This is a genomic window from Pseudomonas sp. NIBRBAC000502773, assembly GCF_006517195.1.
In the GTDB taxonomy this organism is placed as follows: domain Bacteria; phylum Pseudomonadota; class Gammaproteobacteria; order Pseudomonadales; family Pseudomonadaceae; genus Aquipseudomonas; species Aquipseudomonas marginalis.
The window spans coordinates 3,129,425-3,151,131 of sequence record NZ_CP041189.1; the positions used below are offsets into that span (position 1 = coordinate 3,129,425).

Below are 21,707 nucleotides of genomic sequence, written 5' to 3' on the forward strand. Positions count from 1 at the left end.
AAAGCCCTACTTCTTTTTCTTCGGCTTCAAATACTTGGTCAACCCCTGGAACCAGATCACCAGCGCCGGGTTGCCCTTGATCTGGATCGACTTGTCCTGAATCCCCGTCATGAACGCCAGTTGCTTGTTCTTCGCCTGCATCGTGGCGAAGCCATAGGCCGCATCCTTGAACGCAATGGCAAACGCCGGCGCCGGGTGGACACCCGAGCGACTGGTGATGCGCTGGTCCTTGACGATGAAGTGACGGGCAACCTTGCCGTCGAGGGTCTGCAACTGGAACGCGAGGTCTTTGTCACCCAGCTGTTGCTGGAAGGCAGGATTGGTGCGGCTGGCTTTGCCCATCATCAGGCCCAGCACCCACAGGAGAAGACGAAATTTCATGCACACGGCCTCGGTGTAATTATTGAGTGGCCGCAGCAGTTTAACCAATTGCAAAAAGAACGCTACCGATCTTGCGCATTAGCGGAAGATCGGCTGGCGTTTGACGCTTATAGCAGCATGTTACTTAAACGTTAGGGCAAGGCACCGGAGCCCAGTCGACCAGGTTCGGATCGCGGCAAGTGCCTTCGATCTGCGCTTTACCGGCGCTGGCGACCTTCTTGCTTTCATCCTGCTTGGTCTGGGCGGTCTGGAAGGTTTTTTCGGTGCTCACTGCTTCTGTTGGTACGGTTGGAAGCGGTGGCTTTTTCGGTGGCTTGGTGCCGGTGCCTTTCTTCTTGCCCGGCGTCACAACGGGCGTTACATCGGCCTTGGCCACGGTGACCACGTCGGCACGCTGTACACCAACCTGCTGCAGGTCTTTCTCGTAGGCCTGGGTGTAGTTGTTCAGGTCTTCGGCGGCTTTGCCGTTGACCGCCACGATCAGGTCATTGGATTCCTTCAGGCCCGAGACGATTTCCGCCAGGCGCTTGCGGCCTTCGGTGTCGTTGACGGTCTTGGCTTTGCGATCAGCCACCAACTTGGTGAATGCGCTCTGGTAGCACTGCTGGGACGCCTTGGCGTACGCGGTACTGCGGTCGATATCGGAGGCGCTTTTGTTCACGTCAGCCGCATACGAGGCAATGCGCTGGTTGTCATCGGCGATCTGCTTCTGACGCTCGGTGTAGTAACCCGCTGCGCCGCCGGCCAGGGCCCCGCCCGCTGCACCGATGGCGGCGTTACGGCCACGTTTTTCCTTGTCGCCGGTCAGGGCGCCGAGCAGGGCACCGCCGGCCGCGCCGATGGCCGCACCGGTCACCACCGACTTGGTCATGTTCGAATCGGTGGCGCGCAAGTGCTGCACCGGCTCGTAGCAGTTGGGGTAGTACTCGACCTTGGTGCTCGACGCGACCTTGGAGGCCGGCGACGTGGCGCAGCCGGTCAGCACAGTGCTGAAGCCGGCCGCGATCAGCAGCAAGTGACGCTTGGAAACCGCCTTACGGGAAAAAAGCATAGGTTGTGTTCTCTTCTAAGTTTGACTTGCCCAGCACGGCCACTGCCGCCTGAGTCCCTTCCAAGCTCGCCATACAGCCAGCGATCAGCGCTGACCGCTCGCTGCGAGCAATTCCTTCAAGATCGTCGCCGGGTCGGCCCGCTGTTGCTTGCGGTAGTTGCCGACATGGCGAACGAACAGTGTTGCGCGCGTCACCAGGCTCTTGCCGAGCACAGGCTTGCGATCCAACTCTTCCTTGATCCGTTGAAACTGCGCCTGGATCACCGCATCGGTGTAACGCGTGCCGGTGGCCAGGTTGTCGATGTAGATCGCCACCGCGCCATCGAGGGCGCTGCGTCCGTTTTCGATGGCCGTGGCAAACAATGCCGCGCTGGCCTCTTCCTTGTTGTCCAGGGCCTGCTGGCGACTCTTCTGCAGGTTGGCCAGGCGGATGTTGTAGTTGCTGATGGTCTCGGCCACCAGCGCGGCCGACTGAATCAGGTTGCCCGCCGCTTCTTCGCGTTGCTGGGCGATCAGCGAGACATTGCGCTTGAGTTCTTCATTGACCAGCCCCAACTCAGCCTGCAGCTTGGGGTCGACGCTGGCGGCGATGATGCTGTCCAGGCGCTTGGTCGGGTCCTGGGCATCGTCGATGGCGTCGGTCAGCGAGGCCAGGCGGCCTTCTTTCTGCCACTGCGCAAACAACTCCTTGTAACGCGAGCGCGGCGCCGACAACGCACCGATTGCCACGCGAAAACCCGTGGTCTCGTTGCTCTGCTCGGTGCCGTCGGCGGCGAACAGCGGGTATTCGCGGCGCATGCCGGTAAACAACGTACCCTCGCCTTCGAGATAATTGCCGCCCTTGACCACAAAGCCGCCGTAGGTGCCCTGGCGACGACCGGCGTGCACCAGCTGGAAGGACTCCTGGACCATTTCCGCGGCGTTGCCGATCACGTCGAACATGCCAATGGGGTTGGGCAGCTTGGTACCGATAGGCATCAAGCGCGCGGCCTGGCCAGTACCGCCGGCGACCTGGTTGAACACCGCGTAATCACCCAGCGGGCCATCGCTTTCACTGCCTTCGGTGCGGCGTGGAAACAGGCGCCCTTCCAAGTCCTGGCGGCTCACCGCCTGGCCACCGCGTGCGGCGAACTCCCACTCCACTTCAGTGGGCAGGCGCACGAAACCCAGGCCGCCGTCTTCCGCCGACGACCCACGACCGCTCACCGGCAGCAAATCGCGGTGGTATTTCATCAGCCAGGCGCTGTACACCGCCGAGAAGCGCTCAGCCTCAAAGCGCGACAGCTTCACCTTGGGCAAACGCCCGGCCATGCCGGTGGGCGCATCGCACGCCGGTGCCGGTTCGCCACTGGCCAGGGATTGCGCCTGGGCCATCACCTGGGCGTACTGGCGGGCCGTCACTTCGTACTTGCCGATGAAGTACAGCATGGGCTTGAGCGGAGTCTTGGCGTCGGTCTTCGGCATCAACGGCGCGATGACTTTGCTCCAGTCTTTCGGCAAGTCCTTGAGGGTGAACTGGCCGTTGATAAAGTCGCGGCGGTAGCCGGAGATAAATGACTGCTGGTAACCCGCCTCGCCTTCGGCGAAGGGGTAGCCGAGGCTGATCTCGCGGTCATCCAAGGTCCCTTGGGCCAGCACATAGGCGTAGCGGAACACCATAGTGCCTTCGCACGGCAGCGGCAGGCTGACGTCGTCGGGCAACGGCTTGGGGTTGTCGAGCTTGTCGCTCGCTTCATCGGCCATGGCCAGCGAGGCCAGGCTCAGCGCCACAACGGCGCCCAGTAACTTATACATCTCTGATTCCTTCAGAAGCCTGGATACGCGCCACTCGCCAACCGCCACAGGCTGCCGCCACGGCGCTGACGCCAAGGACTGCAACCAGGGCCAGGCCATAGTGACGCGCCAGCAGGTGGCTGGCGTGTTCGCCCGGCACCTGCACGAATAACTTGTTCAACGCGGCCTCGGCCAGGCCATACAGCCCAACGCTGAGTAAAGCGGCAAACCCTGCGCTGTAAAGCGCCTGCAGCACCACAAACAACAACAGCGCGCCGGTGGAAAACCCCAACAGGCGCAACACCGACAATTCCCGGCGCTTACGCGCCACAGCGGCCAACGCCCCGGCGAAGATCGCCGCAAACGCGCCCGCCAAGGCCAACCCGGCGATGATCCAGAAGACGATCGACAGGTTGCGGCTCAGCGACTGCACCTGGGCGATCGTCTGTGCCTGGGTCGATACCAACAGATTCTGCCCGGCGAAAAATACCCGCAGCGGCTCCACATCGGCCAGGCTGCGCGCATACAAGCGAAACGCCGGATACACCCGCTGCTCGCTCACACCCACCTCGTCACCGGCCCAACCCAACGCCGGTACCGCACGGCCATCGCGGTAATCTTCCGCCGCTTCCAGCAATCTCAAATCGGCAAACAACCCATCCCGGGCGAAGGCTTCCAGCGGCAGCACCGCCAGTACCTGCAAGCGCGTGCGCTGGGCTTCTACACGCCCCGCCACTTGCCGCGCAAAGCTGGTCTCCAGCCAATCCCCAGGCCGCGCCGCAAGCTTCTCGGCAGCGGTGTGGCTCAGCACGATCCGGTCCAGGCCCCTGGGCATCGGCAGGCCGCTGAGCAGCGGATCACCCGCAGCGGTCGGCAGCATTTCCAGGGTCAGCGTGCCCACCTGCGCCGTCGCCGCAATCTGCCGCGTGCGCGGTAAGGCGAACGCCACATCGCTGCGCTGGCCGAGCTGTTCGACAAATGCGCTGCTGAATCGACCACCGCCCAACGGAATAATTTCACGGGTGGCCGGATCGGTCTCCAAACGTTCGGTCAAACTGCTAACCAGTCCAAATTTCAGGCCGAACAACACCAGCAACGGCGCGATCACCGCCACCAGCGCCAACACCGAACAGACCGACAGCCAGGCATCGTTGCGATAATCCTGCCAGGCCAGGGACGCCACCAGAGGGATGCGCATCAGCACGCCTCCCCAAGGGTCGCGGTAACGCCGCCATCGGTATCGCGACGGCAACTGATGCGCCGCACCTGCAAGCCACTGGCACGGGCCAAGGGTTCGTCATGGGTGGCGATCACACAGGCGGCGCGGTGCTCGCGGGCCTGGGCCAGCAGGGCCTGCATCACGCGCTCGGCGTTCAGCGGGTCAAGGGACGCCGTCGGCTCATCGGCCAGCACCAGTTGCGGTGCATGGGCCAGAGCGCGGGCGCAGCTCACACGTTGGCGCTGGCCCACCGACAACGCGGCCGGCTTCTTGGCCAACTGGTCGCTGATCTCCAGCTGTTCCGCCAGGCGCGTCACGCTGCCATCGTCTTTCAACCCCAGCAGTTGCCGGGACAGCGCGATATTGCTGTGCACATCCAGAAAGCCCAGCAGCCCGCCGGTTTGCAGCACATAGCCCAAGTGCTGGCTGCGCAGCGCGGCCAGGGTGGATTGCTGATCGGCACGCCACAGCCCGCCAATGTCCTGCCGGTTGAATTCGAACCGGCCCACCTGATCCGGCGCCAGTACCAGCGCCAACAGATCCAGCAAGGTGCTCTTGCCGCATCCACTTGGCCCGACAATCGCCAACTGCTCCCCGGCACGCAGGTGCAGCGCCGGGATCACCAGGCTGTAACGCTGGCTGCCGACACCCCGGCTCTTGTGCACCGCGCTCAGGTTCAGCATTACGGCAGCGTCGACAACGGCACGCGGTACAACGCATCGCCCGGCTCGGCATCGCCGAAACGGACCCAGTTGGCCACGTCATTGTGGAAGGTTTCGTAGAGGCGGATTTTCGAATCCAGCTCGTCGATAAAGTCTTCCTGCTCGGCCACGCTCAACGACAACCACAGGTCCTGGGTCATGTTCAGCGACTTGCTGCGGTACGGCAGGCCTTCCAGGTATTCGCCGAGAATGCCGCCGTCGGCCAGGTTGCCGCCCTTGCGTAGGGCTTGGGGGTCGCGGCTCATATAGGCCGAGGCGCTGGCGATTTCCTGGAAGAAATCCTTGGGCGAGGTCTGGGTCTTGCGCGCCGCATCGACGATCAGTTTCAGCGACTGTTGCAGGTCGTTGAGCTGCAATTTGGTCAGCATCACGCACACCTGGAACGCCGGCAGCGCGGGGTTGGTCAGGTCGCGGTCGGCGGTCCAGGCACTGACCAGCTGCGGCGCCTGGCTAGCGTTCCGGCGACCGAGGAAGTCCATGTGCATGGCATAGCCGACCGCTGCGGATTTGTCCGCCAGGCTCGGCGCGGCACTCAGCAGCGGCACCGCTTGCGGCGTATTGCTGCGCACCTGGTGCACGAGGTTGGCGAACACGCTGCCGATCTCGTCGACACGCTCGCCCAGCTTGCGCACATCGCCACCCGGCACCGGCGTGTACAGGTCGCCGATCTGCGGGTTGGCGTCGGCGGTGAGGATGCGATATTGGCTCTCGGCGCCGGCGTGGGTTTTCTTGCCCGCGTCGGTGCGCAGGTGCAGCGCGTAGATCTTGATCTGCTTGCCCAGTGCGGCCTGGCGCACTTCGGCTTCGTTCATCTGGGTGGCGGCAAACGGGTCGTTCTTGCGCAACGCCCCGGCATCGGTGACCAGCAGGATGATACGACCGCCGTAGCCGGACCAGTCCATGCCGTCCACGGCCTGCATCACCCCGGCAAACGCGTCCTCGTTGAAGGAGTGGCTGGACACGGTAGACGCCTTGACCTGCCGCGCCATGTCGAGGAAGCGTTGCGGGTCGCGGCCCTGGTCGAGGCTGATCAGGGTCTTGGCCACGTATTCCAGGCCTGGGGTTTTCTTGATGCTGCTCCGGAAACCGACCATGCCGAAGCTGACACTGTCCAGCTCGCCACGCTCGGCGATACGGGTTTGCAGCTCGTGCACCACATCGCGGATCTGGTCGATGTAGGGCTGCATGGAGACCGTGGTGTCCACCACCAGCACCACGGCAGTGCGGAAGGCGTCGGCATTGGCGTTGATCACCGGGGTTGATGGTTTGGCCGCAGCGTTGCTGCCCGGGTCGATGGAGGCGACGTTAAGCAACTGCACCGGCTGGCCGTTTTCGTCGAAGCTCTCCTTGGCGTCGAAGATCGGCAACAGGTAGAACTGGTTCTGCGGCACCGCGCTGGCGGCCGGCTCCAGGGCCAGGACCTGGCCGTTGTCGTCGCTGTTCTTCTGCGCCTTGGCCAGCACGCCTTTGGCGGCGGCTGGATCGGCGAGCAACTTTTCCACTTCGCCGGATTGGCGCAGGAACATCACCGGCGCCCGGCCGGAGCGCTCGGTGAATTTAAGCACGAGGCTTTGCTTCCAGTCGCTGACCTGGGCAGCCGGCAACCAGCCGTCGCTGCGGCCATCGGTGGCGGCACCGACGCGCACCCACGGGCTGCCGTCGACATCTTTGCGCTGGTACACATACAGCACGGAGAACGCCGGCAGGGCCTTGCCCGGCGCGCCGCCGGCGTCATTCGCCAGTTTGGCGCCGGGCTTGCTGAGCACGCGCTGGAACAAAGTCTTCTTACCGGCCATCAACAACGGCCGTTGGCCGCCGTCCATTTCGGCGGCCGCAGTGGGCGTTGCCGGGGGCACGTCGGCGACCGCCGCTGGAGGCTTGGCCTGAGGCACGACGGCAGCCGGCGGCTTGGCCGGCTCATCACTGCCGCTCAACCACCAGTAACTGCCGCCACCAATGGCCAATGCGACGGCCACCGCCACGGCGGCCAGTGCCAGTACCGGCCCACGGCGCTGCTCGGACACGGCCTTATGCTGGGTCGGCGTCACCACCGGCTGGCGCACCGGTTGCGGCTGGGGTCTGTCGGTCGGGATGTCGATGGTGACCGGCGTCATGCCCGCCAGATCAAAACTCAGCGGGATCGGCAACGGCCGCACCAGCGTGGCCTCCGGCGACTCCGCAGGCAGATTATCCAGCGCCTGCAGCAACGCCGCCGCATCCGGGAAACGCTCCGCCGGGTCCTTGGCCAACAGCTTGCGCAACACACCCTGATAACGGCCGTGGTGCACCGGCAATTCCGGCAAGGGTTCGGTCAGGTGCGCCAGCGCGGTGGACAGCGCATCGTTGCCGTTGTACGGCAGCTTGCCGACGAGGATTTCATACAGGACCACGCCCAGCGCGTAGAGGTCGGCACGGCCATCGATCTCCTGGCCCCGCGCCTGCTCCGGGCTCATGTAGCTCGGCGTGCCCACGGCAAAACCGGCCTGGGTGAATTGGGTGCGGTCGTCCAGGGACTTGGCAATGCCAAAGTCCGACAGCACCGCCGTGCCATCGGCGCGGAACAGGATGTTTGCCGGCTTGACGTCGCGGTGCACCAGCCCCTGGGCATGGGCATAGCCCAGCGCCGAGGCGATCTGGCGGATCAGCGTAATGCCCTGCTCCGGCGTCAGGCCGGCGGCGATGCGCTCCTTGAGCGTGCCGTTGGGCAGGTATTCCATGGCCATGTAGTACAGCTCACCGACATTGCCGATGTCATGGATGGTCACCGTGTGCGGGTGGGACAACCGCGCCAGGGTCTTGCCCTCGCGCAGGAAACGTTCGCAGAAGCTCGGGTCGGCCGCCAGCGCCGCCGCCATCACCTTCAACGCCACCTTGCGCTCCAGGGAGCGCTGGGTCGCCAGGTACACGCTGGCCATGGCGCCTTCGCCGATTTCGCCGTCGATGTCATAGCCCGGAATCACAATGTTCATGCCGATACCTTCACGACGATGGCGGTGATGTTGTCCGGCGCACCGCGGTTGAGCCCCAGGTGCACCAGGCTGCGCACGATTTCATCCGGCGCGTCGTGGCTGAGCACTTCGCGGATCTCATGGTCTTCGACGGTCTTGTTCAAGCCATCGCTGCACAGCAGGTAACTGTCGCCGGGGGCGATCAGCAGGTCGACCACCGCCAGCTCCAGCTGGGCTTCCACGCCAATGGCGCGGGTGACGATGTTGGCGCGCGGGTGCACGCGGGCATCGGCTTCGCTGAGCAGGCCGCTGTCCTGCAGGTCCTGCACGTAGCTGTGGTCGCGGGAGATCCCTTCGAGCACGCCGTCGCGCAGGCGGTACAGGCGGCTGTCGCCGGCCCACAGGCACACACCGCGCAAGCCGCGCGCGGCGAGCACCACCACCGTGCTGCCCATCATGGTCACGCCACGGTTGGCGGTTTCTTCACGCACGGCGGCGTTGATGCGGATCAGGTCATTGCGCAGGGCTGCCGAGTACTCGTCGAGGGAACGGCCCATGGGCACGCTGCGCAGGCTGTCGACGATCAGGCTGCTGACATAATCCCCCGCCGCGTGCCCGCCCATGCCGTCGGCCACCACCCACAGGCGGTTTTCCGGCAGGTCCAGGCACGCGTCTTCGTTGACCTGGCGGACCATGCCCACATGGCTTTTGCTCGCGGATTTGTACGTCGACCCCATCTACACCACACCTTCTTGTCCGAGCAAAAACTGCGCAAAATCGCCGGCGGCAGGCAGGCCCTGACACCGCAATAAACCAGGGGAAATCGTCTGCGAACCACGCCCCCACCACAGGCTCGCCCCGTCGCAGGCCTGTTCGGCGAGCGCGGTCATGCGCTGGTGCGGCATGCTGGCCGCCACGCGCTGCAGGCCGGCGAAACGGCTGTCCACCGCACGCGGCTCGCTCGTCGGCAGGCCGAGGGCGTCGAGGCCAGCGTTAAAGCTCTCGAAGGTGGCGCCGGCATCCAGGGTGCCGAGCAACAGCTCTTCGGCCTGTTCGAACCAGTTGTCCGGCCCGCCCACCAGGGACGCCGGGTTGGTGTCGTGATCGAGCAAGGTAACCACCGCCAGCGGGAAATAGCGCCCGACCCGGTCAATGCTCGGCATCACCACGCCCGCCGCCGCGTCCGGCCCGCACACGCCGGGCGCCAGCACAAAGCGCCAGAGTGGGCTGACCAGGTACGCATTGAGCCAGTCGGCGCCGAGGCTACTCTGGCTGGCGAGCAAACCCGCCGCCAGCCAGCTGTCCCACGGACCGATAAAGCTCTGGGGCAAGGCACGGCTGACGAAGTCTCCGCGACTGGCCAGCTTGCCGTAGAAACCCAGCGTCGTCATAGCCGCTCCGGCAGGCTGAAGCCACTGAGCACACGGCTCTTGAACGGGTTGAAGGCGCTGTTGGCGCGCAACTCGTAGGCGATGCTCGCACCGTCGACCCGCAGGCGCAGGTTGAAGCGGTCCGGCGAGTTGCCGGCGGTGAGGTCCGACTGTTCCAGCAGGCGGAACCAGGCCCACGGCCCGTCGAGGGTCACGCCCGAGCGGCCACTGGCCGACGGCGGCATGATCGAGATACGCACCACGCCAATGCTGCCGGGGTTCGGCCATTGCATCGCCACCGGGCGACTCGGGCCGTGGTCGTAGCTCAATTGCTGGCCGTCGAGGTCAAGCAGGAACTGGGTGATGGTCGGGTCCATCGACACCGGCTTGAGTTCGAAACGTACGATCGGTTGGGTGCCCCCGGAGCGGAAAAACGCATCGCGGATCGTCGCCGCGCGCTGGAAGGTTTGCAGCACGCCCGGCGCAATCCCGAGTTTCTGTGCCGCGCCCGGCTGCCAGCGCCAGGTCTGTGCCGAGGTGTCCACGTACGGCTGCAGGTATTTGCGGAAGTAGTTGTCCATCACCCCGCCCACGCCGAAGAACTGGCCGAAGTCATCCAGGGTCGCATCCCGCGTGCTGCCCGGCGACATCGGGTAACGGCCGGCCAGGGATTGGCGGTACACGTTGACCACTTCGCTGACCCACGCCGCGTTCAGTTGGTTACGCACCCCGCCCATCATGCTGTTGGTGGTGGAGTTGACCACCGACTTGACCATGCCCTGCACCAGCGGCGGTTGGCGCTCGGCGTTCAGGCTGACCCGCGTGGCCGCAGCCGCGGCCTGGTTCTTCGCCTCGCCAAGCAAGGCATCGCCGCTGGCCCCGACCATGGCGCTGACCTGCACATACAGCGCGTTCATGTCCGACAACAGGCCGTCGATGGCCGCCGGTTCGCCTTCGTTCTTGCTGACGATGCTGTTGAGTTCGGCAAAGTGCGCGGTCACCGGATCATCCGCCGCCGCTGGCGCATTGGCCGTCGGTTGCTCCTGGCCGAGCAGGCTGCCGAGGCGCTCCTTGAGCTTGTCGACGCCACCTTCCACCGGCACGCCTTTGGCGGCCAATTGGCGCTCTTCGGCTTGCAGATCGGTTTCCTTGGCCACGGCCACCAACAGTTTTTTCAGCGGCGAACTCGGGCCGGAAATCACCCGCAGCACATCGGCTGCCTGGGCCACGCTGGTGATCGGTACAAAGTCGATATCGGCGAGCAACGCATCCCACTGGCGCTGGTAGTCTTGGAAATACAGGCGACGCACATCGGCAGCCAGGCTGACCACGTTCTGCTGATCGGCCTGCTCATGGCCCAGCACCCATTGCTCTTCGGCCAGGGTGCCGGTCTGGTTCAGGCTGCTGAGCAAAAACGCCTGGCGATAGCCCTTGGCGGTGAAAAAGCCACTCAACGGCTCGCCCAACGGCTTGCCGCTTTTACGGCTGAACACCAGCGCGGCATCGCGGCCAGCGGCTTCGTTGATACGGAAGTCCGGGATGCCTTCGGGCAGTTTCTGGCGCTTGACCCGGTCGTAGACGCGCTGGGCCACCGGCAGCTGTTGCAACTGGCGCCGCAGATCGTCGATCAAGCGCGGGTCAAGGCGCGCACTTGGCGGATGGCGCTCGAACAGCGCCTGCAAGTGCCCGGTCAACGCCTGGCGCTGATCGGCCGGCAGGTCGCGCGGCAGGTTGCGGTCCCAGTCGAGGGCGATCCAGGCCTTGATGAAGTCCGGATCGTAATGCTCGCTGTCGGCGAGCATCAGGTAGGCCTTGAGGCCTTCGTAGAGGAAGTCGGAGTTGCCGCCGCCGTGCAGTTGCTCCTCGATGCGCGTCACCAGGCGCGGCGCGAACACGGCGATCAACAGCTTGCGATAGACGCTGGCGGACTCGGCTTCGAGCATATCGCCCTGATACAGCCCCAGGCCTTCGGACCAGCTCGGCGAATCCCCCGCGAGGTTCTTCACCGCATTGAGCAGCGGCAGCACCGCGAGCACTTCGCGCTGCGCCGGGCTGAGGTTCTGGACGGTCTGGCCCAGTGGCGCGACCTTCTGGTCGACCTGGGCGATATACGCCTGGTTGGCGCGATAACTCACCCACCACAGGCTGCTGACCACGATCACCAAGGCCACGGTGGCCGCGAGTACACCGCGTGCGATCCACGTGCGCCGACGCTCGACTTTCGGGTTAACGCCCACCAGGCCACGTTCGGCAAAGGCCACGGCGGTGAAGAGTTTTTCGATGAAGTAACTGCGCCCGGTGCCGCTCTGGCGCGCCAGGTGCTGGCGGTCCAGGTTCATGCTCTGGGCCATGGCGCCGATCAGGCGATCGATCGGGCTGCCTTCCTGGGTGCCGCTGGTGAAGTACACGCCGCGCAGCAACACGCGCTCTTCAAAGGCATTGGGCTTGAACACGCCTTCGAGGAAGCTTTGCAGGCAGTCCTTCAATGCGCCGAACTGCTGCGGGAAACCGTAGATCAGGTCGCGCCGCGCCGGGTCGCGTTCCTGTTGCAGGCGCTCCACAAGGCGTTCGTTGAGGCGCTGCTCGAGGCCGGCGAATTCGCTTTGCAGGTGCGCCAGGGGGCTGTCGCTGTTCTTGCCGTCGTCCAGGGCAAAGGTCATGCCCCACACCTGGGCACGCTCTTCCTTGCTCAGGTTGTCGAAGAACTCCATGAAACCCGGCACCAGGTCGAGCTTGGTCAGCATCAGGTAGATCGGGAAACGCACGCCCAATTGGGTGTACAGCTCCTGGATACGCAGGCGGATCGCCGCCGCATGGGCCGCGCGTTCGGCATCGGTACCCAGCAGCAGATCCGACAGGCTGATGGCGATAAAGGCGCCATCGATGGGCCGGCGCGAGCGCTGCTTTTTTAGCAGGTCGAGAAAGCCCAGCCAGGCGGCTTTGTCCACCGTCGAATTGCTGTCCTGGGTGGTGTAGCGGCCGGCGGTGTCGAGCAATACCGCCTGATCGGTAAACCACCAGTCGCAGTTGCGCGTACCGCCGACACCGCGCACCGCCCCGGCGCCCAACTGGGCCGCCAGCGGAAAGTGCAGCCCGGAGTTGACCAGCGCCGTGGTCTTGCCCGAACCCGGCGGGCCGATGATCACGTACCACGGCAGCTCGTAGAGGTTGCGGCGTTCGTCGCCACCGAGCTTGGCCTTTTTCAGCAGCGCCAGGGCTTCGTCCATGCGCTGACGCAAGGTAGTGAGCTCTTCGGCGGTGGCCACGCTGTTGGGGTCGGCCGGGGTTTCGGCCGCCAGGCTGCGCATCACTTCGGCCGCTTGGCGCCGCGCCTGGATGATGCGGAACACGCGGTAAGCGATCCACACCGCAAACACCAGGATGATCAGCGCCCAACGGCGCCCTTCCGGCACCAGCACGTCGAGCAACGGCCCCACAAACCAGATGATCAGACTCAGGGCGATCAGGCCCAGCACGGGGATCACCCAGCGAATCATGAAACTGAAAAACGCCTTCACTCGACGCCCTCCGCCAATACGGTGATTTCAACCCGACGATTGCGGGCACGGCCTTCGGCAGTTGTGTTGGTCGCCAACGGCTCGGTGTCGCTGCGGCCCTCGGCACTGAAGCGATCAGCCTGGCCGGTCTTGGCCGCGAGGATCTCCAATACCGACTTGGCCCGCGCTTCGGACAAGGCCCAGTTGGATGGGAAACGCAGCGTGGCAATCGGGCGGTTGTCGCTGTGCCCGGTGACGCGCACCTGGCCCTTGACCTTGCGGATGGCGTCGGCGATGCGCAGCATCAGCGGCTGGTAGTCATCGACGATGCTGGAGCTGGCGGACGCAAACAGCTCATCGCCACGAATGGTGACCACGGAGCGGTCGACCTTGTCTTCCACCGCGACGCGACCGGCCTTGATGTCTTCCGCCAGGAAACCGGCCAGACGCGGACGCTCGATCACTTTGGGTTGCGCCACCGGACGGTCGATGGCCTGCACCGGGATCTCGCCCAGGGCATGGATGTTCTTGAACACCGGCTCGGCCTGCGCCGCCAGCAGCAGGCGCAAGGCGAACAACAAGGCCAGCAACAACGCCAGGCCAATCGCCACGGCGATCCACGGCGGCATGAACTGCGCCAGCCGATCACGCGCCACGGTGACGCCGCGCCAATGGGGCGACAGCTCGCGCTCGTGGTCACCGCGAGCACTGCGAATCGCCGCCGCCGTGCGCTCACGCAAGGCTTCCAATTGGCTGCGACCGTCGTTCATCACGCGGTAGCGGCCTTCGAACCCCAAGCACATGCACAGGTACAACAGCTCCAGCAGGTAGAGGCGCTCCCGTGGACTTTGCAGGCAGTGGTCGAGCAACTGGAAGACTTTTTCGCCCCCCCAGGCTTCGTTGTGCACCGTGATCAACAGGCTCTGCTTGCCCCAATCGCTGGTGCTGCCCCACGGCGTGCTCAACACCGCCTCATCGAGGGCGGTGCACAGCGCGTAGCGCGCCAGCAGCACCTCGTTGCGGGCCACGCCAGCGGCTTCGGCGCGCTCTTCGAACTGGCGCAGGTAGGCCAGCAACTGCGCGCGCAGGCTGGCCGGCGCCGGGTGCGCGATGGTGTTGCGCAGGCGCGTCAACAGCGCCAACAGCGGGCCGGCGGCGCTTTCCAGCGGGTTCAGGCCCTGGCTTTTGCCGGTGAGAATCGGCGCGGCCGGCATCGACAGCGGGGCCGGCTCGGCACGCGCGGGTTCCGGCGCGCGGCCACCCGGGCGCGGCATGAACTGGGTGCGGTCGTCATCATTGGGATGCATCGCGGATTATCCTCGGATCGCCCAGAAGGCCAGGTTCAAGCCCGGGAACTGCCCGGCGATATGGAAGGCAAAACCACCGGAATTGCCCAGTTGCTGCCAATGCTCGCTGCCACGGTCCAGTTCGTAGTACGTCGAGCCTGCGTGGTACGGCAGTTGGCGCGGCGCCACTGGCAACGGCAGCAAGGTAATGCCCGGCAGTTGCAGGTTGACCAGGTCGCGGATGTGCTCCACCGAACCGACCTTGCTCTGCTGGCCGAAGCGCGCACGCAGGGTTTCGCCGGGCACATCGGCACGGACCACGAGGATGAAGCTGGCGCTGTCGAGCAAGGTTTTGTCGGCCAGCATGGCCACGTGGACGCCGTAGGCTTTCTCGACAATCGGGATCGGCGTGGCCTTGCTGTCGATCAGCATCGACAGGGCTTCGCGCAGGGCCGCCATGACTGGGGCGAAGCTCAGGGCCAGGTCGTCGTGCTGGTATTGCGGGTATTCCTGGGGACGACGGCCCGAGGTGGAAAAGGTCGAGAACTCACCGGCCAGGCTGACCAGTTCGCTGAAAAAGCGCTCCGGGTGCAGCGGGCTCAACTGGCTGAAATGCTGGATCAGCGGCTGGGCGCGGTTGACCAGTTGCAGCAGCATGAAGTCGGCGATCTCCGACGCACCGCCTGCCCCCGAGGCAACCACGCGGCCCGCCAGGGCTTCGCCGCGCTGGTGCAGCAGGCCCAGCAGTTCGCTGCGAAACGCGCTCAACGGCTTGCTCGCGGCCACGTCCAGCACGGGCGGGATGTAGCCGTCGTCGAGAACCAGCGCACGGTCGGCGCGCTTTTCCTTGATGCGCACCAGGCCCACGGCGGCGTAGTCACTGATGCCGTCCTGGGCGGTCAGCAAGCGCAGGGCCCGGAAACCCACGGCCACCGGCGCGCGGTTTTCGAACGGCGCGTTGTCATCCCGCACTTCGCGCACCTGGCTCACGTAGCGCGCGGCTTCCAGGGGTTCGCCCTCATCCACGGTGTCGCGGGCCCCCGCACGCTTGAGTGGCAAGGCCAGGTAGACCAGGCCATCGCGCAGGTTGTCGTCGATATTCAGCGGGCTGGGCGCCAGGTCATCCTGGGGAATGTTGAACGGCGTGCCGTCGGGCAACAGGCCGCGCGCCGAGACGATGGCCAGCTTGCCCTGGGCCAGCAGGCCCTGGTCGATCAGCAATTCGGAAAACCCCCAGGCGCCGGCGGACAACGGGCGGCTGCGGGCGTCGATCAGGTTTTCCAGGTAACGGTCATGCTGCTGGAAGTGCTGCGTTCCGATGAACATGCCTTCCGACCAGACCACGCGATTGTTCCAGGACATGGGGAGCTCCGATTGCTTCTTATTGGGCAGGGCTGGATGGGGTGACCACGACGTCGGCGCGCACGGCACGCACATCGAGGCTGATCTGGTATTCGGTGTATTGGCGCGCCGGCACGTTGATCACCGTGCGCCATTGCGCGCGGTCCAACTCGCGATAACCCACCAGCAAGCCGATCTGGCGCGTGGAGGGGTCGAGGTCGCGCTGGATGCTCAGTTGCTGGCCGGGTTGCACCATGACTTCGTCCTGGTCCAGCAGGTCCAGGCCGAGGGTCGATTGCGCACGGTCGGCCAGGGCGAAGTAATCGGAGCGGGCGAAGGTGGCGGCGTTCTTCAGTTCGAAAATGCGCACCCGCACCGGCGCGGCCTGGCCGTTGGCGCCGGGGTTAAGCCCGGCAATCGCGTGGAAGTGCAGCTCGACGGCGGCGGTGTCCACTTCAGCCTCGGCGGCTGCTTCGGGTTTGACCGCATCCTTGCTACACGCGGTCAGCAGCAGCGCGGTGGCGACTGCGAGTAAAAACCTGGGAATCATCCTGCGTCCTCAATGACGTACTTAGCTATCCGTTAATCCATAGGTTGCGGCGCGGTTTTACCGACGCTGTCGCGCGCTGTGTTCTTCGTAGGCCCGGCTGAATTCACGGCCGAACAGGTCCTGGAAATCTTCCTGGGCCTCGCGGGAAATATTGCTGTAGAGCTCGGTGAACTGCTGCCAGTACTGGGCCTGGCGCGAGCCGGCGAACAGGTTCGACAGCCCGCCGGGCTTGCCCATGCGCTCTTCCAGTTGCGCCGGTTCAAAGCGCGTGAGCAGGTGCTTGATCGCTGCTTCCACCCCGGCCATCACCGCCAGTTGGTGGGCGCGTAGGTCATCAAAACTGTCGCGCACGGCAATGTCCGGCGCCATAAACGCCTGGTTGCCGTGGCGAAGCAGAAGCAGTAATGCTTCGTCGGCATTCGGTGCGAATTTCAACGGATTGTTTTCGGCAGGCTGGATCATGGTCTGCTGCATGCGGAACTCGCCCTTGAGGCTGGCGCGGGCACGCAATACGTCGATCAGGCCTTCGACCATCAGGCGGTAGCTGCGGCCGATGTTTTCCATCTGCGCCTCCGCCTGGGCCTTGTCCAGGCGCAACTGGTCCAGGCCGGCACCGCGCAGGAAGGCTTGCAAGAGATCGGGCTGCCGCGTGTCGGCTACAGGGGGCGCTGGCTCGACCACGGGCGACGGCTGGATGATCGGTGCGGGTGGCGGTGGCGGAGGTGGCGGCGCACTGGCCAACGGCGCCGGCGTGTCGCCAAACAGATCCCAGTCTTCGGGAATCACTGAACCCGAGACCACAGGCGTCTCGACCACGGGTACCGCCACCGGGGTCGGCGGGCGGAAGTCGTGTTGTTCGCTGGGGACATGGTCGGCCACGGTGGGCGGCGGCACGGTGGTGGGGCTGAGGAAGTCGAACAGGTCCGGCAGCGTGTCCATCGACGAAGCGCCCTGGAATTGCGGGGCAATCACCGGCGTCGGCGCGGGCTTGTTCGCCACGGCGCCCATCAGGGCCTCAAAGCTGTTCGGCGAATCACCGGCGAACGGCTGGCTGTCGATGGCCTGCACATTGAAGTCGATCCGCGCCTGGATCTCGTAATCGCCGATGCGGATCAGCTCGCCATCCTGCAACAGCTCGCTGTTACCCCTGCGCAAACGGATGCCGGCGTTAACCAACTCCACCCCGTTTGTACTGTTATCGGTTAAATAATAACGACCATCTTTGTATTGAATAACGCAGTGCTGCGAAGACACCAGGCGCTCGGGATCAGGCAATACCCAGTCATTATCCGAGCTGCGGCCGATAGCCATCGAGCCCTGGTTCATGGACTTTTCCGAGCATTGCCCGGGGGTAATCTTGTGATAACTAGTGATAGTCAAACACAGCGACATCTTGCCTCCTTGCTGATACTTCGCGCGCAGTCGACCCCAGGAACAGCGACGCCCGGGAGATCCCCATCAGGTCGTGCAATCGACCGTTCAAAACCTGCTGATGCCAGCATGATCGCTGATCTTAACTGGGCTCCATGACAAAAATCCTATGCCGGTGCGTCGTTCGACCCACCAGTCGCGCAGGTTGTTAAGCACCGCACATCTGTCACAGAGGGCGAATAGCTTACCTTGACAAGGCATAAGTACTACACCAAAAATGCACAACTTCTTGAATACCGGTGATGGCACATTAGTGGCATCTTCTTATATGACCAAGAAAACATGCAAAGTTCCTTGCGCAACTAATGCATGCATTGCCCGCCATGTAACGGGCTGATAGGGAGATCAATTTCAGTGGATGTGCCGTTGCTGCTCACCGCCGTTTCCGCGACTTCGCCCTGTGGCGAAGACATGGAATATGACGCGGATTTTCTCCAGCTGGAGCGTGATGCCAAGGGCCAACCCGAGCGCAGCATGGGCGATTCGATCCTGCCCGCCGAGCCGCCGGAATGGCGCAGCATCCAGCAGCAGAGCCTCGACTTGCTGCAGCGCAGCAAAGACCTGCGCATCACCCATTTCCTGTTGCAAAGCTCCCTCGCCCTCCAGGGTGCGGCCGGGCTGGCTGAAGTCCTCACGTTGATCAATGCGCTGCTGCGCGAATACTGGGCCGACCTGCACCCGCGCCTGGATGCCGACGACGATAACGACCCCACCGTACGCATCAACGCCCTCTCCGGCCTGACCAGCGATGCGACCATTCGTCTGCTGCGCGAAAGCATCCTCACGCGCTCGCGCACCTTCGGCCCTGTGAGCCTGCGCGCCGCGCTGAACGCCAGCGGCCTGATGAGTTTCCCCGACGAACAGCTCGGCGCCCAGCAGCTCAACGCCGCGTTCCTCGACAGCGACCCCGAACACCTGCAAGCCACCCGAGACGCCTTGAGCACCGCACGCGCCGCCTGCGAAGCCATCGAGCAGCAGGTCAGCGACCAGGTGGGTTCCGCCCAAGGCGTGGACCTCAGCCTGTTGAAGCAACCGCTCAAGCAGGCGCTGCAGGTGCTTAACCAGTTTGTTCCGAACAGCGCTGCCAGCAGCGAACCCGAGGCCGTCAGTGACGACAATGCCCCCTCGGTGGACTTCGCCGCTGCCCCCGCCGCACCTCGCCCCAGCGGCGACATCAGCAACCGTGATGACGTGCTGCGCAGCCTCGACAAGATCCTTGCGTATTACACCCGGCACGAGCCTTCGAGCCCGTTGCCGGTGTTGCTGAACCGGGCCAAGCACCTTGTGCACGCCGACTTCGCGGCCATCGTGCGCAATCTGATTCCCGATGGGATGTCCCAATTTGAAAACCTGCGCGGCCCGGACGGCGAGTAAGCCGCTCGACTGCGCAGTAACAACACCGTCGCTCAAGCGACCAGGAGCAGCAACGTGGCGAAGCAAAGTTCTCAGAAATTCATCGCGCGCAACCGCGCGCCTCGAGTGCAGATCGAGTACGACGTCGAGCTCTACGGCGCCGAGAAAAAGGTCCAGCTGCCCTTCGTGATGGGTGTGATGGCCGACCTCGCCGGCAAGCCTGCCGAGCCTCTGGCGCCGGTGGCCGACCGCAAGTTCCTTGAAGTGGACGTCGACAACTTCGACTCGCGCCTCAAGGCCATGCAGCCGCGCGTGGCGTTCCACGTACCCAACGAGCTGACCGGCGAAGGCAACCTGAGCCTGGACATCACCTTCGAAAGCATGGACGACTTCAGCCCGGCCGCCGTGGCCCGCAAGGTCGACTCGCTCAAGCAGCTGCTCGAAGCCCGCACCCAGCTGGCCAACCTGCTGACCTACATGGACGGCAAGACTGGCGCTGAAGAAATCATCATGAAGGCGATCAAGGACCCGGCACTGCTCCAGGCACTTGCCAGTGCGCCTAAGCCTGCAGGGGACCAGTAATCATGACTGACAATACCGCCCGCGAAGGCACCCAGAGCCTGGGTGCAACCGAGGAAACCAGCGAGTTCGCATCCTTGTTGATGCAGGAATTCAAGCCTAAGACCGAGCGTGCCCGCGAAGCTGTGGAAACCGCCGTGCGCACCCTGGCCGAACAGGCACTGGCGCAAACCGACCTGGTGTCCAACGACGCGATCAAATCGATCGAATCGATCATCGCCGCCATCGACGCCAAGCTCACCGCCCAGGTCAACCAGATCATCCACCACCAGGATTTCCAGCAGTTGGAAAGCGCCTGGCGTGGCCTGCACTACCTGGTCAATAACACCGAGAGCGATGAGCAGCTGAAGATTCGCGTGCTCAACATCTCCAAGCCGGACCTGCACAAGACCCTGAAGAAATTCAAGGGCACCGCGTGGGACCAGAGCCCGCTCTTCAAGAAGATGTACGAAGAAGAATACGGCCAGTTCGGCGGCGAACCGTACGGCTGCCTGGTAGGCGACTACTACTTCGACCAGTCGCCACCGGACGTGGAACTGCTGGGCGAGCTGTCGAAAGTCTGCGCCGCCATGCACGCCCCGTTCATTGCTGCGGCATCGCCGACCGTGATGGGCATGGGCTCGTGGCAGGAACTGTCGAACCCGCGCGACCTGACCAAGATCTTCACCACCCCGGAATACGCCGGCTGGCGCTCGCTGCGTGAATCGGAAGACTCGCGCTACATCGGCCTGACCATGCCGCGCTTCCTGGCGCGCCTGCCCTATGGTGCCAAGACCGACCCGGTGGAAGCCTTCGCCTTCGAAGAAAACACCGACGGCGCCGACAGCTCCAAGTACACCTGGGCCAACGCCGCCTACGCGATGGCGGTGAACATCAACCGTTCGTTCAAGCACTACGGCTGGTGCTCGCGCATCCGTGGCGTGGAGTCCGGCGGTGAAGTGGAAAACCTGCCGGCCCACACGTTCCCTACCGATGACGGTGGCGTGGACATGAAGTGCCCGACCGAAATCGCCATCAGCGACCGCCGTGAAGCGGAACTGGCGAAGAACGGTTTCATGCCGCTGCTGCACAAGAAAAACACCGACTTCGCCGCGTTCATCGGCGCCCAGTCGTTGCAGAAGCCGGCCGAATACGACGACCCGGACGCCACCGCCAACGCCAACCTGGCCGCGCGTCTGCCGTACCTGTTCGCCACTTGCCGTTTCGCGCACTACTTGAAGTGCATCGTGCGCGACAAGATCGGTTCCTTCAAAGAGAAGGACGAGATGCAGCGCTGGTTGCAGGACTGGATCCTCAACTACGTCGACGGTGACCCGGCGCACTCCACCGAGACCACCAAGGCCCAGCACCCGTTGGCCGCCGCCGAGGTGATCGTGGAAGATGTCGAGGGCAACCCGGGGTACTACAACTCCAAGTTCTACCTGCGCCCGCACTACCAGCTCGAAGGGCTGACCGTGTCGTTGCGTCTGGTATCGAAGCTGCCTTCGGCGAAAAGCGCGTAAAAAATCGGGACTGGCTCGCTCCCTGTAGGAGCGAGCTTGCTCGCGAAAAACTTGAAGGCGCTGCGTTCATCCAGGATGCCCGCGTCACCGTTGACGACCTTCGCGAGCAAGCTCGCTCCTACAGGGGTCGGCGGCGTTAACAAATACAGTGGCTGAGACCACACAGGGAGAAAACATGGCTGTTGATATTTTCATCAAGATCGGCGACATCAAGGGCGAGTCCATGGACAAGGCCCACAAGGACGAAATCGACGTGCTGAACTGGAGCTGGGGCATGGCCCAGTCCGGCAACATGCACGTTGGCGGTGGCGGCGGCGCGGGCAAGGTGAACATCCAGGACCTGTCGCTGACCAAGTACGTCGACAAGGCCTCGCCGAACCTGATGATGCACTGCGCCAGCGGCAAGCACATCGACAAGGTCAAGCTGACCGTGCGCAAGGCCGGTGGCGAAAGCCAGGTCGAGTACATGGTGATCAACCTGGAAGAAGTGCTGGTAACGTCCCTGAGCACCGGCGGTTCGGGCGGCGATGACCGCCTGACTGAAAACGTCACCCTGAACTTCGCCCAAGTGATGGTCGACTACCAGCCGCAGAAAGCCGACGGCACCAAAGACGGCGGCGCGATCAAGTTTGGCTGGAACATCCGTTCCAACACCAAGCGCTGATAGCACTGATAGCGCTTGTGGCCGTGGCTTTACGCCACGG

Annotated in this window: 17 protein-coding genes; 4 read left to right on the forward strand and 13 right to left on the reverse strand. The window is 64.2% G+C overall.

The window, feature by feature from the left end; all coding sequences use genetic code 11:
- Positions 1-6 precede the first annotated feature (6 nt).
- The 13 genes from NIBR502773_RS14625 to tagH form a co-directional block, all read right to left on the reverse strand.
- Positions 7-381, reverse strand: a complete 375-nt coding sequence (locus tag NIBR502773_RS14625) for a hypothetical protein (protein WP_003195530.1) — start codon at positions 379-381, stop codon at positions 7-9.
- A 124-nt stretch (positions 382-505) separates the two neighbouring features.
- A complete protein-coding gene (gene tagQ, locus NIBR502773_RS14630) occupies positions 506-1,432 on the reverse strand; it encodes a type VI secretion system-associated lipoprotein TagQ (protein ID WP_141156310.1) in 927 nt (308 codons plus the stop codon).
- A gap of 84 nt (positions 1,433-1,516) precedes the next feature.
- Positions 1,517-3,175, reverse strand: a complete 1,659-nt coding sequence (locus tag NIBR502773_RS14635) for an SUMF1/EgtB/PvdO family nonheme iron enzyme (protein WP_242001056.1) — start codon at positions 3,173-3,175, stop codon at positions 1,517-1,519.
- Positions 3,176-3,218: 43 nt separating this feature from the next.
- Positions 3,219-4,403, reverse strand: coding sequence for an FtsX-like permease family protein (locus NIBR502773_RS14640; protein ID WP_115485465.1), 1,185 nt, complete (start codon positions 4,401-4,403; stop codon positions 3,219-3,221).
- A complete protein-coding gene (locus tag NIBR502773_RS14645) occupies positions 4,403-5,107 on the reverse strand; it encodes an ABC transporter ATP-binding protein (protein ID WP_141156311.1) in 705 nt (234 codons plus the stop codon). Before NIBR502773_RS14645 ends, NIBR502773_RS14640 begins: the two co-directional genes overlap by 1 nt.
- Positions 5,107-8,115, reverse strand: a complete 3,009-nt coding sequence (locus NIBR502773_RS14650; protein ID WP_141156312.1) for a serine/threonine-protein kinase — start codon at positions 8,113-8,115, stop codon at positions 5,107-5,109. Before NIBR502773_RS14650 ends, NIBR502773_RS14645 begins: the two co-directional genes overlap by 1 nt.
- Positions 8,112-8,831: a PP2C family serine/threonine-protein phosphatase gene (locus NIBR502773_RS14655; RefSeq protein WP_065937979.1), complete on the reverse strand. Its 720-nt coding sequence runs from the start codon at positions 8,829-8,831 to the stop codon at positions 8,112-8,114. The genes NIBR502773_RS14650 and NIBR502773_RS14655 overlap by 4 nt, the downstream gene beginning before the upstream one ends.
- A complete protein-coding gene (gene tagF, locus NIBR502773_RS14660) occupies positions 8,832-9,485 on the reverse strand; it encodes a type VI secretion system-associated protein TagF (protein WP_141156313.1) in 654 nt (217 codons plus the stop codon).
- The gene (gene tssM / locus NIBR502773_RS14665) at positions 9,482-12,982 is read right to left on the reverse strand and encodes a type VI secretion system membrane subunit TssM (RefSeq protein WP_141156314.1); all 3,501 of its coding nucleotides are present in this window, start codon (positions 12,980-12,982) and stop codon (positions 9,482-9,484) included. The genes tagF and tssM overlap by 4 nt, the downstream gene beginning before the upstream one ends.
- The gene (locus NIBR502773_RS14670; RefSeq protein WP_141156315.1) at positions 12,979-14,268 is read right to left on the reverse strand and encodes a DotU family type VI secretion system protein; all 1,290 of its coding nucleotides are present in this window, start codon (positions 14,266-14,268) and stop codon (positions 12,979-12,981) included. Before NIBR502773_RS14670 ends, tssM begins: the two co-directional genes overlap by 4 nt.
- A 6-nt stretch (positions 14,269-14,274) precedes the next feature.
- The gene (tssK, locus tag NIBR502773_RS14675; protein ID WP_141156316.1) at positions 14,275-15,609 is read right to left on the reverse strand and encodes a type VI secretion system baseplate subunit TssK; all 1,335 of its coding nucleotides are present in this window, start codon (positions 15,607-15,609) and stop codon (positions 14,275-14,277) included.
- A gap of 19 nt (positions 15,610-15,628) precedes the next feature.
- On the reverse strand, positions 15,629-16,138 hold the full coding sequence (gene tssJ / locus NIBR502773_RS14680) for a type VI secretion system lipoprotein TssJ (RefSeq protein WP_115485459.1): 510 nt from the start codon (positions 16,136-16,138) through the stop codon (positions 15,629-15,631).
- Between the two features lie 57 nt (positions 16,139-16,195).
- A complete protein-coding gene (gene tagH / locus NIBR502773_RS14685) occupies positions 16,196-17,530 on the reverse strand; it encodes a type VI secretion system-associated FHA domain protein TagH (protein WP_141156317.1) in 1,335 nt (444 codons plus the stop codon).
- A gap of 393 nt (positions 17,531-17,923) precedes the next feature.
- Here tagH and tssA point away from each other — a divergent pair, with 393 nt between their 5' ends.
- From tssA to NIBR502773_RS14710, 4 genes are all read left to right on the forward strand, one after another.
- Positions 17,924-18,943 (forward strand): type VI secretion system protein TssA, encoded by a 1,020-nt coding sequence (gene tssA / locus NIBR502773_RS14690; protein ID WP_115485457.1) that lies wholly within the window; start codon positions 17,924-17,926, stop codon positions 18,941-18,943.
- A 54-nt stretch (positions 18,944-18,997) separates the two neighbouring features.
- Positions 18,998-19,504 (forward strand): type VI secretion system contractile sheath small subunit, encoded by a 507-nt coding sequence (gene tssB, locus NIBR502773_RS14695; RefSeq protein ID WP_017135823.1) that lies wholly within the window; start codon positions 18,998-19,000, stop codon positions 19,502-19,504.
- Between the two features lie 2 nt (positions 19,505-19,506).
- The gene (gene tssC, locus NIBR502773_RS14700) at positions 19,507-21,003 is read left to right on the forward strand and encodes a type VI secretion system contractile sheath large subunit (RefSeq protein WP_027608264.1); all 1,497 of its coding nucleotides are present in this window, start codon (positions 19,507-19,509) and stop codon (positions 21,001-21,003) included.
- Positions 21,004-21,178: 175 nt separating this feature from the next.
- Positions 21,179-21,667 (forward strand): type VI secretion system tube protein Hcp, encoded by a 489-nt coding sequence (locus tag NIBR502773_RS14710; RefSeq protein WP_015886558.1) that lies wholly within the window; start codon positions 21,179-21,181, stop codon positions 21,665-21,667.
- Positions 21,668-21,707: the final 40 nt, after the last annotated feature.

Excerpts from the sequence above, each read along its gene's own strand:
- NIBR502773_RS14625 (WP_003195530.1), bottom strand. The coding sequence starts at position 381 with ATGAAATTTCGTCTTCTCCTGTGGGTGCTGGGCCTGATGATGGGCAAA.
- tagQ (WP_141156310.1), bottom strand. The coding sequence starts at position 1,432 with ATGCTTTTTTCCCGTAAGGCGGTTTCCAAGCGTCACTTGCTGCTGATC.
- NIBR502773_RS14635 (WP_242001056.1), bottom strand. The coding sequence starts at position 3,175 with ATGGCCGATGAAGCGAGCGACAAGCTCGACAACCCCAAGCCGTTGCCC.
- NIBR502773_RS14640 (WP_115485465.1), bottom strand. The coding sequence starts at position 4,403 with ATGCGCATCCCTCTGGTGGCGTCCCTGGCCTGGCAGGATTATCGCAAC.
- NIBR502773_RS14645 (WP_141156311.1), bottom strand. The coding sequence starts at position 5,107 with ATGCTGAACCTGAGCGCGGTGCACAAGAGCCGGGGTGTCGGCAGCCAG.
- NIBR502773_RS14650 (WP_141156312.1), bottom strand. The coding sequence starts at position 8,115 with ATGAACATTGTGATTCCGGGCTATGACATCGACGGCGAAATCGGCGAA.
- NIBR502773_RS14655 (WP_065937979.1), bottom strand. The coding sequence starts at position 8,831 with ATGGGGTCGACGTACAAATCCGCGAGCAAAAGCCATGTGGGCATGGTC.
- tagF (WP_141156313.1), bottom strand. The coding sequence starts at position 9,485 with ATGACGACGCTGGGTTTCTACGGCAAGCTGGCCAGTCGCGGAGACTTC.
- NIBR502773_RS14670 (WP_141156315.1), bottom strand. The coding sequence starts at position 14,268 with ATGCATCCCAATGATGACGACCGCACCCAGTTCATGCCGCGCCCGGGT.
- tssK (WP_141156316.1), bottom strand. The coding sequence starts at position 15,609 with ATGTCCTGGAACAATCGCGTGGTCTGGTCGGAAGGCATGTTCATCGGA.
- tssJ (WP_115485459.1), bottom strand. The coding sequence starts at position 16,138 with ATGATTCCCAGGTTTTTACTCGCAGTCGCCACCGCGCTGCTGCTGACC.
- tagH (WP_141156317.1), bottom strand. The coding sequence starts at position 17,530 with ATGTCGCTGTGTTTGACTATCACTAGTTATCACAAGATTACCCCCGGG.
- tssC (WP_027608264.1), top strand. The coding sequence starts at position 19,507 with ATGACTGACAATACCGCCCGCGAAGGCACCCAGAGCCTGGGTGCAACC.
- NIBR502773_RS14710 (WP_015886558.1), top strand. The coding sequence starts at position 21,179 with ATGGCTGTTGATATTTTCATCAAGATCGGCGACATCAAGGGCGAGTCC.